Below are 14,919 nucleotides of genomic sequence, written 5' to 3' on the forward strand. Positions count from 1 at the left end.
CTCTCCCTCAATCAGCTGAGGACGGATGACCGCGCTGTCTGGCGCACACCGCATTTCCCGGATCCCAGTACCGCGTCTCCACGGGCCATAGGGCTGTCGCGCGCGCGTCAATTAGCTGCTGTCGGTCCGCCCGATCGGAGAAGAAACGCAAGTTTGTGCGCTGCTCGATCTGCGCGATCGACACGAGCTGGGGTCGATGGTCGTAGACATGCCCAAGTGCATTTGCTCGGCTGCAGCTGACCCAGGTCGCAGTCGGAACAGGCTTACCCTGACCGTCGAGCGCGTTGGGCTGCTCGAAGATGAAAGCAAGCGTGTCGATGCCGGACGGACTTTCATGTACGAGGATCTTGAAGAACGCGTCCGGAATCTCGACCGGCAGTTCTCCGGCATCGCCGATCGATAAGCGAGGCGTGGCCGGATCGAAGATCGGCCCGGTGATCACCCAGATGCTGCGATATTTGTTCGAGGCGGCGGCTGAGTAATTCTCCAGATGCATCCACGGACCTTGGTTGAGGTCGGCTGCCTGCGGCGATGCGTTCCAGAAATTATGGGTGTTACAGCTCGCCTCAGCGCTGATGCGCTGGGCATGATCGCTCATCGCCAGGTGACCGCGGTTCCAGACTGTGCCAGCCCCCCCGATAGCTGTCGTCGATGCGGCGATTGGTGACACCTTCAATTGTGTCGACCAGCGGCACGAGCTCAGGCGAGGTGTACCAGCGGCTCGGGCGCTCGATCGATATCCTGGGTTCGGCATAATCGCCATCGGCATTGGGTGCCAGCCCGCGCAGTTCATACGCCACGAATTCAGGATTGAGACGAACATCGCGTTCCCCATTCCCATCGTCATCATCGGCGTCATCGAACGCAGCAAAAAATGCAGTGAACGCCTTGCTGAGAACACCCGCCTTCGGGGCGAGGCGACGATGATCATGATCCGTCGCGACGAGAGCTGGATAAGGCGAAACCGCAGCCCCGCTGCAGGGAAAGCTCTGCGCCATGGCGGGACTCGAGAATCCAGCGAAAAGGATCGCGGTCACCCATGTTCGCATGTCTCCACCTCCCCAGTCGAGCACCGCACAGCCAGCACGGTAGAATGTTGAACGCTGCCAGCACTACCCTGGATCGGTAAAACGCGAAATATGCCACATGGCTATGCGCGAACATCGCTATTCCTTACAGGTCGGAAAGGGTCCGATTTGGAGTAATCTTGCGCCTGCTACCATTTGATCAGCACATCATCATTACGCCATCGCGGCACGAGCGGGACGGCTTTTCTGGCGCATATTACGTATTCGGGAGATTCAATTCACCACATTGTGTTCACGGAATTCCAGGGGAAGTCGCTCGTCGTCCAGAAGCCCTTCCACGATCGCCAGAGGATCGCGCGCCATGAGCCGGTCCGCGTTCCTGCCGACAATGTCCCACCCGAGATACGCGCCGAGGTAGCCGATCGCCTTGAAAGCCGTGCGGGCCTCTGCGGTTCGATAGTCCCCATTGCCTCGTCATCGCGTTGCGCGGCCTCTTCGATCGGATCAAGGCGCCGCATTGCGCGGGTCAGGTGTTGCACTTGTTTCCAGTCTTGCCTGCATCTCTTGCAGTGGAAACCGGTCGAGTGTGAATGCCGAAGGCGGATTTTGAAATGCGGGTTTACGATCAGGCACCCGGCCATGGATTTGTGCCCACTTTGTCGATCGGCGAGGCCTGAGCTATGGGAGAGCCTTACGCCCCCCACTGACCGCCAGCGGAAGTGGTAATTGGCATGTGACCGCTTTGGCATCTGTCCGCGCAAAAGCAACCTCGCTTGCTGTCGCCCCATGGGCGGCCAGGCTGTTTTCAGCATAATCTGCCAGTCTGAAAAGCGCCCTTTAATCGGTCATCGCGGCCCCATGTGTGTGATCCTGAAACCAGGCGTCCGGTAGCCTGACCTCTAACTCAAAACAGCCTCCTACAGGGCTGGGGCAGGAACGCTTCAGAGTGAGATCGCCGCCGTGGGAGATCCGTATCAACGCCGCGCGCCATTGGGCGATCCCGCTTCCCGAGAGGTTCAGCTGCCCAAGTTACATCCACATCGGCATCATCGGTCATTTGGTCGGGAGCATTTATTAAAGGCAGCGTGCCGATGTGACGCACCGATCCGTCGCAGCCGGCCAGCAAACCTCCGAAACCGTTTTCGTACTTCATTTATGCAACGGTTTATGCAATCAAAGGCCATGGCCCGACCCACGCGCATTGAAGACCCGAACCTGGCCGACCAAGTGCGTTCACATATGGAGGTTTTTCGGCTTAGCGTTGGACAGGTGGCCGATATGGCCGCCATAGACAAATCTACTCTCAGCCGATCGCTCAAAAAGGGCGCATTCTCGAAGCGAGTGCGGCAGCGTTTACGCAACGTCGTCGATCCAGTCAGATCGGACGAGTCTGTAAGTGAATTGGTGCATAAAGCGTTGCGTTTAATCTCGGCTTCGGATAGGCTGCGCGAACGCGCAGATCGGTTGTTGATCCAAGCACTCGACCAATCCGCCGCGAGTAAATAGGAGCACCCGCATGGCCAACAGCAAGCAGCTTATCGCGATGATCCGCAGCCATGCGGCCGGCGACGACGAGCGCTTTTTCGCGATCGCGGACCACATTGCATCCGACGCCCGCAAGGCCGGCCACCACCGGATGGCGGACGAGATCGGCACGCTGGTCGGATCCCTGCGCGAGGAGACCGACGAGCGGCGCGTCGCTTCGCGACCGACGATGATCGCGGCGCCGAGGGGTGAGCTCGCCTCGCTGGTTCGCGCCTCCTATCCTGAGACGCGCCTGTCCGACGTTGTGCTCGCCGACGACGTCGAGAAGCGGCTGCGCAAGATCGTGCGCGAGCACCGCGAGCGCGGACTCCTCGCCGCTAGCGGGCTCCTGCCGCGGCGCAAGGTGCTGCTGTCGGGTCCGCCGGGCACCGGCAAGAGCCTGACCGCCGCGGCGATCGCTGGCGAGCTGGGGCTGCCGCTGTTCACCGTGCAACTCGATGGCGTCATCACCAAGTACATGGGCGAGACCGCCGCCAAGCTGCGCATCGTGTTCGACGCCATGCAGGGCGCGCGAGGCGTCTACTTCTTCGACGAGGTCGACGCGCTAGCTACAAGGCGCGGCGCCGACAACGACATTGGCGAGGCGCGCCGGATGCTCAACTCGTTTCTCCAGTTCCTGGACGAGGAATCGTCGGGCAGCCTCATCCTAGCCGCAACCAACCACCAAGAATTGCTCGACCGCGCGTTCTTTCGGCGGTTCGAAGCCATAGTGCGCTACGATCTGCCCCCGCCCGACCACGTCCGTCGGATCCTCACTCAGCGCTTGCCGCAGTTCGACCTGTCCGGCGTGCCGTGGAGCGAGGTTTCCGCGACAGCCCAGGGCCTAAGCCAAGCCGACATCGTCGCCGCGGCGGACGACGCGGCGCGCGATGCGGTACTGGAGGAGGGCGGGTGCCTGACCGGCGCCACGATCCTGCAGGCGATCTCGGACCGTAAGCATCCGGATCGGCAGTAGCTTCATCTGGCACACGACCCGGCCGAGTGCTAACCAGCTGGAATGGCTCGACACCGTCACATTATTGTCCAGGGCATTGGTCGCGCGTCCGATGACTTCCAGCCGCACGGCGGCGGCTCAAACCGCGCGCCCTCGGCCCTCGAGAACAGGGCCGCCCATGCGGGCCGCCTGCGTGGCGACCTCGCGAACCTCTCCAGCAGCATGCGAGATGCGCGGATTGAGCAGGCCGCGATGGGCGTCCCGGCGCGGAAGCGCGGTCTCACGGTCGCGGTGACGTCGCGCGAGGGCGAGGAGCTGGTCACAGGCACCGCCAGGCGCTCCACCAGTAGAGGGATGCAGCTCCTCAACGTGCAGCGGCACGCCAAGGTCGAGGAGAACCGCGGGCATGACCGCGCCATTTACTTCCTGACCGGCAGCGCGATCGAGTCGCTGGGCAAGTCGCTGACATCCTACGAGGAGTGGAACCCCGACGGCGATGACCGCCGCAACGAGGAGTTCGATCCCGACACCGGGGACTCGATCAAGCGGCCGCGTAACTTCTGGCTTTTCGAGAGCGCCGCCGAGTTCCGGCGCGCGACGATCGAGGACCTCTGGACCGACACGCTGGAGAGATTCCCCGGCGGCCGCGGAGAGGCCGAATGGGAGATCTGGGTTCGCGCGCCGATGGTCGACGCCTTCGAGGCCGCGGTCGACGAGCTCGGAATCGAGACGTCGGGACGCCGGTCCGAGTTCGTGGACATCCTGGTTTACAACGTCATCGCGACCAAGGCGGCGCTCGACCGCCTCATCGGCAGCAGTGCGGCTGTTGTCGAACTGCGCGGTGCGTCCAGCTTCATCGCCGAGCACGCCGACCTGCCGCCGCCCGCGCGCCTCGCGCAGTATCAGGCCATCGCCGACCGGATCGTGCCCGCGCCGCCGGCCGCGCCGTGGGTCACGCTTCTGGATACCGGGGTCAACCGGGCGAACGCACTGATTTCGCCGGCCCTGCCTGCCGAACGCTGCCGCGCCGTCGCCCGCGCGTGGAACGCCCTCGACCCGGACGGCCACGGGACGAAGATGGCAGGCGTCGCGCTCTACGGCGACCTCGCCGACGTCGCCGGCGGCACCGACGCGGTCAGGCTCGAAATCGGCCTTGAGTCTGTCGCGGTGTTCAATCCCGGCAGCCCCGTCCGCATCCCGGCGCGCGACGCGATCGCGCGCGGCGTCCGAGCCGCCGAGGCCGAGGACGAGCACCGGCGCGTCTACTGCCTCGCGGCCACCGCCGTCGGCGAGCCCGAGGACGGCCGCCCGACCTCGACCTCGTCCACGCTCGACAAGCTCGCGTTCAACGACAGGCGCAACACGAGGCTGTTCTGCGTCGCGGTCGGCAACGTCGAGACCTCCGCCACCGCGCCCTACCTCGTCTCCTCCTACGCGACGCTCAATGGGGACCACGGCATCCAGTCGCCCGCGCAGGCGCTGAACGTGCTCTCGGTCGGCGCGCTTACGCACAAGTGCACGGGTCCGTCGCCTCTCGCCGACACCGGCGGACTGTCGCCGCGGTCGCGCACCGCCCAGCCGTGGCGCTTCCGCCCCAAGCACCACAAGCCCGATATCGTCATGGAGGGCGGCAACCACGGCATCGATCCGGGCGGGCGCACCTCGCATCCGCACGCCCCCGACATGATCGCGACCACGTCCAACGATCCCACCCGCCGGCCGATCACTTTCACGGGCGACACGAGCGCGGCATGCGCCGCCGCCTCGCGCCTCGCCGGCCGCGTGCTCGCCCGATACCCGGCCATGCGGCCGGAGACCGTGCGCGGCCTGCTCGTCCACTGCGCGGAGTGGACCGCCATCATGCAGGCCCGACGGCAGGATCTGATCGCCGCCGGCGCCACCGAGGAGGAGGCGACTCTCGCGACGCTCGACTGCTTCGGCTGGGGCGTTCCCGACGAAGAGCGCGTCTTTTGGAGCGCCGACAACGCGCTCACGCTCATCGCGCAGGACACGCTCAGGCCGTTCAAGCAAGATGAGGGCCGCGGGGTCACACTCAAAGAGATGAAGTCCTTCCGCCTGCCATGGCCGGACCATGCCCTCGGCGCCCTCGGCTCTACCGAAGTCGAGATGCGGTGCACGCTGTCCTACTTTATCGAGCCGGACCTCCATAGCGCCGGGCTGCAGCGCCCGCAGCTCTACTCTTCGCACGGCCTCAGCTTCGACTTCCAGCGCTTCGAGGAGAGCGAGGCGCGCGCGGAGCGGCGGGTCAACCGCGCTGTATTCGCGTCGGAATCCAGCACCGCAGACAACGGCTGGGCGCTGGGCTGGCGCAAGCGCAACCGGGGCACGCTCCATCACGACGTCTGGCGCGGTCCGGCCTATCAGCTCGTCGGACGTCGGCTGCTCAACGTGGCGCCTAGCCGGGGATGGTGGGCGACCAACGCCGAGACCCCGCCCGCCAACCTCGCGGTCCCCTTCAGCCTCATCGTATCGATCAGGACGCCGGAAACCACCAACGACCTCGTGTCGGAGGTAAGGGCGATCGTCCCCGCCTCGGCGCTGGTCGACGTCCCCAGCCTAGTCAGGACGTAGCGAACCGCGCCATCACGTCGCCGTGCGTCAGATAGGCGAGCGCGGCGACCGACGCGTCCGCGTTCTTCCAGCGCGCATCGCGCACCGCAGCGCCGAGGGTTACGCGCCCGCTCACGAGCTGGGGAAGAGTGTCCTGAGCCATCTGGAAGGCCATCGCGTCCTGCACTGCCCAGAGCGGCGCGATCAGGCCGCCGAAACCGGTGGCGGGGACCATCGCGCCCCAGCCTGTGTTCATCCCCAGCATCTCGGCGCCGGCCGACGCCTCGCAGGCGTTCAGCACAATCAGCGGCCCGTCCCGGTGACCGATCTGGACCGAGGACTGGTTAACCTCCATCAGGCCGACCGGAGCGTCCTGAAGCTCGATGCCGCCATCGTTTGAGCCCGTGTCGGCCATGCCGTGTCCCGCGAAGTGGATCATCTGCACGGGACGGGGATGCTTCCCATCCAGCAAGTCGAGAAATGCGTCGCGCGTCGGGTCCATGCGAATGGCACCTAGGGTCGAGCAGATCCACGCGCTCTCGGCCGCCGCCGAAGCCAGTTTCTGCACGGGATAGTCCGGCACGAAGGACAGGATGTCTCCCGGCAGGAACGTCGGCCGCAGCGCGCCGTTCGTGTTCAGCGGCCACCGGGCGACGGGATGCTCAATGTAGAGGTGGTCCACCTTCCCGCCATCAATGTCGGGCTTCATCATCTCCCACGGCACGTGCGGGTCGTCGCTGCTGAACTGGATCGGAAAGTCGCCGCCTAGGACCTGGCGGCAGCGCAGATAGGCGTCGCGGAAGCCGTCAGGCGCCTTGCGCCAGATCGTCTCCCCGATACCGCGCATCGTGCGCCGGAAGCTTTCGACCGGTAGGTCCGGGCATGACGCGAGAAGCGTGTCGGCGAACGTCTTCGCCGTGCCGCCGAGCTGCACGGTCCCGCTGCCGGTCCGGTATCCGTCCGGCCCGTAGGTCTTCCAGACCCACTGCTGCTGGCCTTCCACGCCCGCGATCATAACGACGAGCGCGGGGCCCGACGCGTCGGGCGCCACCGTGACCACGCTGGCCGCAGCGGGAGGAGCCTTCGGCTGTGCCGGTTTCGCCTGCTCCTCAGCATCGGTGGCCTTCCGCGGCGCATCGGCCGCCGCCAGGTCCCGTCGCGTGGACCCGCAGATGCGCGTGCCGTGCAGATAGTAGACCTGCAGCACAGCGGGCGTTCCCCGCACGTAGTCCGGAGAAACGGTACAGGTGAACGTGGCCGGGGTCGTGGGCCCGTCCCTGCGTAGCGTGATCGAACCGGTCAGGGGCGTCACGGCTTTCAGCCAGTCGCCGACGATCTGCACCGACAGCTCGATCTCGGTCCAGTCGGCGGCGAAGCTGCCGACGTTGATCAGCCTCTCTCCGCCATTCGCATCCGTCGTCAGGTCCACCGTTACGTCGAGGACGGCGCCGGCCGACGGCTCGCCCGAACTCTCCACGATAGGATAGCGGTTGACCTCGACGGGATCCAGCTCCTCGTCCCCGTCGTAGGACGCATATTCGACCCCGGGGCCCTCGATCCGGCCGCTGCCGCCGCCGTTGTACATCTCGTCCCATACGGGATTGGCGCTCTTGCGATGCCAGCGGGCCTCGATTCCGGGGGGCGCCCTCGCCGTCCGATCGCGCGACCTCCTCCGTCTCGACCTTGTCGAAGTAGTCGTCCTCGTCGGAGGAGTCGCTGGCACCCTCTAGGAAGGCGGCGACCTCGAGCCGGTTGGACACCTTGAACACGCCGTCGAACGCGAGAAGCTGACGCTTCGCGTCGCCGCGGCAGGCCTCGCTCGCCACCTCGCCGGACAGGACAATCGTGTCGCCTTCGATGAAGACGTCCAGCTCGGTCACCTCGCCGGGATACCGCGCCGACAGGATCTCGGCGAGCTTGTGCCCAATTTCGTCGATGCTCGTCCAACCGTAGTCCATCATTGGCCCCCGCCACACTTCTCTCGTCGGCCTTGGCGGCCGATCGCTTGACCGATTGTCAACCGGGCGGACGTTCGGTTCAAGAGGACCCTTCCGCTTCGGAACCATCTCGTCTCAGGGCGCCGAATTCACCATCAGGTCTATCTCCATGATTCCCTGGCCGTCCGCAGGCGGAAAGTGAGCCCTGTAGCCGTACTTCGCCTTCGTGTCGTCATCGCCCCACGGTAGCGTCCAGTCCGATCCGTAGTTGAACCACACATCCTTGACGCCAGGCACGCCGTAGTGGATGAACCGTGCGATCGATTCCGGATCGGGATGCTGATGCAGCGAACCGTTGGTGGAGATCGCGATCTGACGGCAATCGATGCTCTCGATGAGCTCGCGCGACGTGTTCTTCTTGCTGCCGTGGTGGGACGCCTTGAGAAAATCGAGGCGGTAGCGCCCGCCCTCCTCCCTCGCGAGAGGCTTCAGCCACGACGTCAGCAGATCAGGATGTGCGTCACCCGCGAGCAGGACGCGCCGGTCCCGCCACTCGGCGACGAACGCGATGCTAGTCCCGTTCGGGATCTCGGTGTCGATCTCGCCGTCGGCCACATAGTCGTCGACGACGATCGGCGGCTTCACCGGCGGTCGGGCCGCCCTCGCCCCTCCGCGCACGCCGGACCGCGCGGTTGCGATCGTCTTGCGGTAGGCCTCCCACCTGACACGCATCGCAGCCAGATGCGCCGCGTCCGGCGACAACATCGTGACCTTCAGACCTTCGACGTCGATCGGACCTGGCGCCTTCTCAATCGCCGCTACGCCGTCCTCGAAGGGCGTGTTGAGCGGCAGGCGCAGCCGCGCGATCGCCTTCGACCAGTCGTCGCCCTGCCGCATGCTGCGAACGCCCGCGCGTCCCATCTCCTCGAAGCCGTTATACCAAACCTGCTCCGGCAACAGCGGGCGGTTGACGTCGTCGAAGTAGGCGAGGGAGCCCTCGATATGGTCCGCATCCACGTGCGAGAGCACGTAGAGGTCCAGCTTCTCCCCGGCCTTCTTGATCGCGGCCAACTCGTCGTGAAGATAGGCGTAGGCGCCTTTCCTGCCGCCATCGACCACCATGTGGTGGAGCGGCCCGTCGTCGCCCCAGGACAGAAGCAGGCAGTCGCCGTCGAGAGCGGGCAGCATCTTCAGTCTGAACGTCACCGTTTCTTCCTCTCCCTACCAACCGGCGCCTGTCACCTCTTCTAGTGAACTCTTACGATAGATTCTGCGAATGCCCGCTTTCGCGTTCGGGCGTCCCAATGTCGCCAGTCGGCTCTCGGCCAAAACCGGTCGCCCCCAGATCGCATGAGGTAATGGCGGAAACTGGGCCGATTGCAGTATGTCCGCTTTGGAGCGGAGATCGGGCAAATTCAGACATCGCGGGCTACGCATGCCACGCTAAGCTCGCTCGCTACTGGTCGAGGGCGGCGATTTGCTTGAGGAACTGGCGCCTTCCTCCGAAGGCAGGGTGGCGCACTGGCACGTGAGGATATCCGCACCGCTTTAGTGCAATTGCCGCATCAGTGCCCACTGTGACTATCCGCTTCGGCCGGAGCAATTCTATGAGGGTATGGAGATGCGATACACAAATTTCGCGCTCAGTTGCGGTGTGCCGCCGGTTAGAAAGGGGTTCTTCGGGGCGATGCGGATGAACAGGAACCACATTCCAGAGAAACACAGGTCGCTCCACACGGCTTAGCGCTTCCCAAACGGTACCGGCGGTCACTTCCTTCGTCGGACCCGCTTGAGTCGCACGACGCAACAAGCCCGCTACTCCGAAACGGCTGCCATGTGCCAGAAGGTGAGTATCATCTGTCATAGCAAGACCGGTCCGGCGGCCTCCGTTATGGCCAAGTTCAAGCCCAATCCAAAGGTCGTCTACACTCGTTTCCGCCGCAGCCTTCAGGACGTGCCGCAGATTAGATCTGCGGATTTTTGGCGCGTCCTCCACATCGAAAGGATCGTAACGGTCAGCGTAGGGATTGAAGCAGTTGTCCATTCGGAGCATGGCGACCGCTTCGACGAATTCCTCCACCGCTAGTGTGATGCTCATTTCAATGACCGGTACGTGAGACGATGGCGAATCATATCGGCGACGACCACGCCGCCCTTGTTCTTACGGAGCTCACGAAACACTTCGAACCCCCGGATGATCGCTTCCTCCCACATCCAGAGCGGCCGAGATTCGACTTCATAGCCCTTCACCATCTGACGGATCGTCTTCAGTAGTCCGTAGTCGAGCCCCGTCACCCCCTCGAAGGCATGATGGCGCAGTCCATGCGCGAATATCCAGTTGGAAATACCTTCCTCTGCGATGATCGCGCGCGCACCGTCCTGTTGCTCGTCGATTTCGGGGCGGCTCTTGCGCTTTAGGCGAAGGAGTGAACGCATTACCGGCGACCAACCAAGGAAGGCGATGTAGGAGAGGTGAAAGACATCGTGGTAGCGATAATCGTCGGGCACCAGCGCATTGTCTGTAAGCCGGTCACCGACGTTGATGCCATGCCATTGCTGGATGACGTACGGCGCACCCTTCGTTGTCAGCTTCTCCCGAAAAGTTATTTCCATCCGTCGCGGGAGCTGCTCGTCGGCATCGAAGTCGTTGTCGAATGGTTCTCCCCAGTCGCGAACGACAGGGAAACGGTCGAGCGACTTTGCGAGGCTAAATTGAGCAGCTTCGTCTAGGCTGAGATGAGCGATATCCGCCGCAGCGATGAGCCCGCGGAAAATTTCGACCATCGATTGAATTATTGTCTCCCTTTCGGCGTTGGCGCCGCGGCCAATTTCGAGGAAGGCACCGACACGACTAGCTAAAATCAGCAGGCGCCGCTCGACCTGCCGGCCGCTTGCCGGCTCGCCGAAATTTCGTCCCGCCTGCTGGAGCGCAGTGAAAGTGCGAGGGCGATGCTGCGAGCCTTTGAACCCCCAGCCCCGGCTCTGAACAGCACGCGCAGCAAGGTCCGATATCTTTACGGGGACTAGCCGCGCGACGTTGGCGAAATACCAAAGCACATCACCCAGTTCCTCCACCGAGGATGCGCGGTAGGAGAGATACGCACGCTTGTCCCGCTGCTTCTTTTTCACCTCGCTGAGCAGGCTTCCGGTTTCGCCGAAAAGCCCCATCATAAGAAAATCGCGAGCAGCGTCATCCCGGAGACCCGTCCGATTGAGCGCGCCGGCGTATCGCTGATACTCATCGAGCATCAGATCGTCGGTGAAATTCCGGCGTGGAGCGAGCTGTCGACGCACCTGATCGAGGGGCAGGAACGCAGTCACCGCGTGACCTTAGCCTTGGCTACGACGGGAGCGGATTGGTTTGTACTCACTTCCAGTTGGGTCTCTGTAGCTTGTGGGGGCGAATTGCCGTTCTTGGTGATTGCACCGGACCACCTGTTCGCGACTGATGAAACTATCATTGATCCGAACAGTAAAGTGAAACAAATCGCCCAGAGCTTTACCGCGATAGTTGCGCTTGACGCCGAAACCACGCCCTTCCGTCTGTCATTTGAATACCGCCCCCAAGTGAGGCGCAAGCTAAGGACGATGCTAAGGGAAATGAGCGCGGCGACGGCTGGCTGTACCAGGCCTGCTTGAGCTATGGTCTCCCAGTTTGCCGGTAGGCTTAGCGCCAAGATAAGTATCGCGACAAAAAACGGAGTGAGAGCGACCGTGATCCACCTCGCCCGATAAGCTGGACCCACTCTGCGAACTCTCGGCTGCTTGCCCGGCGGGGAAGCTTTGACGTCAGTCATCAATGCCGACTCCTGCAGTAAACTCCGCAGCCGATACGACCTTCGGCGAGCACTCTCGAACGCCAAAAGCGATCAACCCGCCCAGGATAAGCGCACTTGCCCATCGGGTGACGGTCTGTTCACGTTCAAGCGATCGGATGCGATCATCCAACTCTGACTCGACCTCCTCGATCTTGTTCTTTAATCCCTTCAGGGTTTCGAACTCTCCAGCGATCGCGGATATTGCCTCGGGCTCGATATGGAAGAGAGGCTTTTTGCTTTTGCTTTGTTCGCCGCCATAAGGTCGTTCAGTCGTCTCATCGAGGTCAGCAAAAAATACCTCGAACAAGGCCTGCCCCGCTTTCAGATGAACTTCGCTAGGGCCAGCATTATATACTGCGAGGACAAGGCGTCCGTCGTATCCCGGGTCGATGTGGAAGCCGGAGACGTTGATCAGCCCCTTAAATTGAAGTTCTCGAGCACGAAGTGCAACAAGAGCGAACGCATCAGGCGGAACTCGTACAGCCTCCTCGGTTAACAAGAAAGCGAATTGTCCCGGCGGTATTCTAAAAGATTCTTTCGATTCGAGTTTACGGATGCTCTTCGGGTCAGTGTCGCTGACAGGGGTCACATAAGCTTCACGCCCCATCTTGATATTGTATGAAGCGGCCTTCAGTTGCGCGTCATCTAAAGTGTACTGACCGGGATCGGAGTCGTCCTCTTCTTTCGGCACCCAGAAGAGGGGAGTGGCTTTCTCGTGCTGCGCACGAATTCGTTGGGCTGACCAAAAGCCGCCTCTCGGTCCCGGGTCACCTTTTTCTCCCCGAAATAATTTCAGCATCGAGCCCTCCCCAACCTTGCTGGCTTGCTTTGTTTATTCCAGTCAAGCTGAAATCGGCTTTTTTTAGAAAAGCTGTCCTTGGCGGCTTGAAGATTTCAACGTCAATCCGTTATCCATTGACGGAACCTCCAGTTGCCAACGAGGTGGAAAAAGTGGGGCGGGCTCGGCGCGCAGGGAGGCCCGATACGACTGCTTGATGCGCTTACGGTCGCTAACGCCGCGGACTTCTGGATGCGCAACTCGAGCGTACTTCGAGATTTCGCAGAAGATGTTCTGGCAATCGATCAATTGGAGCTTGCGTCCGAACAGCCCCTTAAAGTCGATTCCAAGTTTGGCGAACTCTCGGTCTTGGACCTGGGCCATATGCTCGATCACCTCTCGCGCTGAGCGGCCACCGGTGTCTTCAAAGCATTTGGCGATCCCATCGAGCGCGCCCGGCCCCGCTACAACGAAATCAGCCTCTGAGAAGTCGAGTAGATTCGAGTAGTTGAGGTCGATCGCATACTGAAAGGTGAGGAACGGCCCGAGTCCAGGATACGGGCTGAGCAGTTCGTACACCTCAGCAAGATTGCGCGCGCGCTCCACCCGTGCCGGCAGGCCATCATCCATCATCCGCGCGAGCAACGACAGATGATTCGCGTGCTTTCGCGCATGTCCGAGCTGCGGCGAAGGCATGATGTAGGCGGCCGAGTAGATACGGGCGCCGTGAGTCATCGCTCGATCAAGCAGAGCATCGACCGCGGATAGGTCCATGCTCTGCCAGGAAACCGGACCTAGCTGAGTTTCTATAAGTTCCCACGTCTCGATCTTGTTGAAAATCTTGAACAGCAGGGTGCGGAAGAATAGCTCGGCCGGAGCCTGCGAACGGTCCGAGCGGTATTGAACGTTGCGGATAAGATACTGGCTGACGCGGTCTGCGGCGCGATAAGTGTTGGTGAAGCGGTAGGTGGCGAGGATCGGATCATCCGTCCATGGCCCTTGGGGGGTCGGAAAGGCGGCGCTCGTAGATCGCGTGGCGCTCGGCGGCGAAGCGCCAGTAGCTGTTATAGACGGAGGTCGGGGTCATTGGGTCCTGAGATTGGCGGCTCAACGGCAAGGAGTGAGTGCCGCTATCGCAAGATAGCCGTAGTTCTGTCTACTTTAACGAGGCCCAGTGCGTCGGCTTAGCGACATAGCCGCGCTCTGGGTGGCCGGTCGCCCAAGTCTCGAAAGCCTCGGCGCGGGCCGCGCTGAACCGGCACTTATGGCCGGGCCCCTTCTTGATAAGGTCTCGTAGTTCCTCGGGAATTTCTGGCGCTTTCACACCGAAATAGGCGAAGTCGCGTCCGATCAAGATACGCTCGGTCTTGCCCGTATCCCGTTTCAGATTCTTTTCGTTTCGGCTACCGTCCGCATTGCTGTGGAACGAGAAATCCTGCTTGAACAGGCCCGTCGTCGGGTCGCGCTCATAGATGTTGTCGCCGAACCGCTCGGCCTTTCCCGGCGCACGCATGTCCGGACGCTTGGAGCGAAAGCGCCGCGCCGTGCGATACTGGTCGAAATCGATGATCTCGTCGACCCGCATCCAGTATACCATATTATTGACCAGTCCGGTCGCAGTCGCGCCTGTCCCTATGACGATATCGCCGAGCTTGGCTGCCTTGCGGATATCCGGCTTGCAGCATGCCAGCGTGCAGGCGCCGTGGAACGGATTCGGCGCGAAGCCTAAGTCGTGCTCGATGACATAACTGTAGACGGTCATCCGCTTAGCATCCGCCGGTCGTCGGTGTGGGGGTGGGTGTCGCGGCTCCGGCGGGATCCTGGTGCTGCGGCACACCGCACACGGCGTCGTGGATGCGTTCCGCGTCCCAGGCGACGGTGTCCGCACCATAGTCGGCTAGCGGCGACAGGTCGCCATCGGCTCCCGGACCCCAGACGCCGATGACGCGGCAACCATGCGCGATCGCCGCCGTCAATTCAGGCTCGAGATCGTCTTCGGTCAGGCCAGGCTCAAGCACGACGATGCATGCGGGTGCGATCTGCACGTCATCGTTATCGTCATCGGCTGCCGGCTCGGACGGCGTGAGATCAATCTCGCAGTCTTCCAGTTCATCGACGATCTCGCAGCCGATCGCATTCAACAGGTCCTTGATCGCCGTGCGCAGCGCTCCTGTGACGTGGGGATGGATATAGACCTTCATCGCTCGGATCTCCGTTCCAGGATGCGCGCGGCCCGCGCAGCCATGCCGCATAGGTTGATCCAGGCTTGACGATCGAATCGGTTGGACTAAAACGCCAAAAGTGTCTG

12 protein-coding genes are annotated in these 14,919 nt (G+C 62.5%); 2 read left to right on the forward strand and 10 right to left on the reverse strand.

The window, feature by feature from the left end:
* Positions 1-7 precede the first annotated feature (7 nt).
* Together LRS12_RS06220 and LRS12_RS06225 are read right to left on the reverse strand one after the other, a co-directional pair.
* Entirely contained in the window at positions 8-670 is a 663-nt protein-coding gene (locus tag LRS12_RS06220; protein WP_257845445.1) for a DNA/RNA non-specific endonuclease, read from the reverse strand.
* Complete coding sequence (locus LRS12_RS06225; protein ID WP_257845542.1) at positions 567-1,037, reverse strand: hypothetical protein; 471 nt, start codon at positions 1,035-1,037, stop codon at positions 567-569. Before LRS12_RS06225 ends, LRS12_RS06220 begins: the two co-directional genes overlap by 104 nt.
* A 1,507-nt stretch (positions 1,038-2,544) precedes the next feature.
* Between LRS12_RS06225 and LRS12_RS06230 the strand changes: the two genes are divergently transcribed.
* The gene (locus LRS12_RS06230) at positions 2,545-3,528 is read left to right on the forward strand and encodes an AAA family ATPase (protein ID WP_257843807.1); all 984 of its coding nucleotides are present in this window, start codon (positions 2,545-2,547) and stop codon (positions 3,526-3,528) included.
* 42 nt (positions 3,529-3,570) lie between these two features.
* Positions 3,571-6,099, forward strand: coding sequence for a S8 family peptidase (locus tag LRS12_RS06235; RefSeq protein ID WP_257843809.1), 2,529 nt, complete (start codon positions 3,571-3,573; stop codon positions 6,097-6,099).
* Here the strand turns inward: LRS12_RS06235 and LRS12_RS06240 are convergent.
* From LRS12_RS06240 to LRS12_RS06275, 8 genes are all read right to left on the reverse strand, one after another.
* Entirely contained in the window at positions 6,089-7,663 is a 1,575-nt protein-coding gene (locus tag LRS12_RS06240) for a CHAT domain-containing protein (RefSeq protein ID WP_257843810.1), read from the reverse strand. The two genes, LRS12_RS06235 and LRS12_RS06240, sit on opposite strands and share 11 nt — an antisense overlap.
* Positions 7,664-8,150: 487 nt before the next feature.
* A complete protein-coding gene (locus tag LRS12_RS06245; RefSeq protein WP_257843812.1) occupies positions 8,151-9,221 on the reverse strand; it encodes a ComEC/Rec2 family competence protein in 1,071 nt (356 codons plus the stop codon).
* Positions 9,222-9,471: 250 nt separating this feature from the next.
* Positions 9,472-10,095, reverse strand: coding sequence for a uracil-DNA glycosylase (locus LRS12_RS06250; protein WP_257843813.1), 624 nt, complete (start codon positions 10,093-10,095; stop codon positions 9,472-9,474).
* A gap of 14 nt (positions 10,096-10,109) precedes the next feature.
* A complete protein-coding gene (locus tag LRS12_RS06255) occupies positions 10,110-11,336 on the reverse strand; it encodes a nucleoside triphosphate pyrophosphohydrolase family protein (RefSeq protein ID WP_257843815.1) in 1,227 nt (408 codons plus the stop codon).
* A 468-nt stretch (positions 11,337-11,804) separates the two neighbouring features.
* Complete coding sequence (locus LRS12_RS06260) at positions 11,805-12,632, reverse strand: deoxycytidine triphosphate deaminase (RefSeq protein WP_257843816.1); 828 nt, start codon at positions 12,630-12,632, stop codon at positions 11,805-11,807.
* 63 nt (positions 12,633-12,695) lie between these two features.
* Positions 12,696-13,589: a nucleotide kinase domain-containing protein gene (locus tag LRS12_RS06265; RefSeq protein ID WP_257845446.1), complete on the reverse strand. Its 894-nt coding sequence runs from the start codon at positions 13,587-13,589 to the stop codon at positions 12,696-12,698.
* A gap of 178 nt (positions 13,590-13,767) precedes the next feature.
* Positions 13,768-14,373, reverse strand: a complete 606-nt coding sequence (locus LRS12_RS06270; protein WP_257843817.1) for a hypothetical protein — start codon at positions 14,371-14,373, stop codon at positions 13,768-13,770.
* Positions 14,374-14,377: 4 nt separating this feature from the next.
* Positions 14,378-14,812, reverse strand: coding sequence for a hypothetical protein (locus tag LRS12_RS06275; RefSeq protein ID WP_257843818.1), 435 nt, complete (start codon positions 14,810-14,812; stop codon positions 14,378-14,380).
* Positions 14,813-14,919: the final 107 nt, after the last annotated feature.

The organism is Sphingomonas sp. J344 (genome assembly GCF_024700005.1).
Lineage (GTDB): Bacteria > Pseudomonadota > Alphaproteobacteria > Sphingomonadales > Sphingomonadaceae > Sphingomonas.

Bases quoted from the DNA above. Each gene is read 5' to 3' on its own strand.
- LRS12_RS06275 (WP_257843818.1), bottom strand. From the start codon at position 14,812: ATGAAGGTCTATATCCATCCCCACGTCACAGGAGCGCTGCGCACGGCG.
- LRS12_RS06260 (WP_257843816.1), bottom strand. From the start codon at position 12,632: ATGCTGAAATTATTTCGGGGAGAAAAAGGTGACCCGGGACCGAGAGGC.
- LRS12_RS06240 (WP_257843810.1), bottom strand. From the start codon at position 7,663: ATGTACAACGGCGGCGGCAGCGGCCGGATCGAGGGCCCCGGGGTCGAA.
- LRS12_RS06235 (WP_257843809.1), top strand. From the start codon at position 3,571: ATGGCTCGACACCGTCACATTATTGTCCAGGGCATTGGTCGCGCGTCC.
- LRS12_RS06230 (WP_257843807.1), top strand. From the start codon at position 2,545: ATGGCCAACAGCAAGCAGCTTATCGCGATGATCCGCAGCCATGCGGCC.
- LRS12_RS06270 (WP_257843817.1), bottom strand. From the start codon at position 14,373: ATGACCGTCTACAGTTATGTCATCGAGCACGACTTAGGCTTCGCGCCG.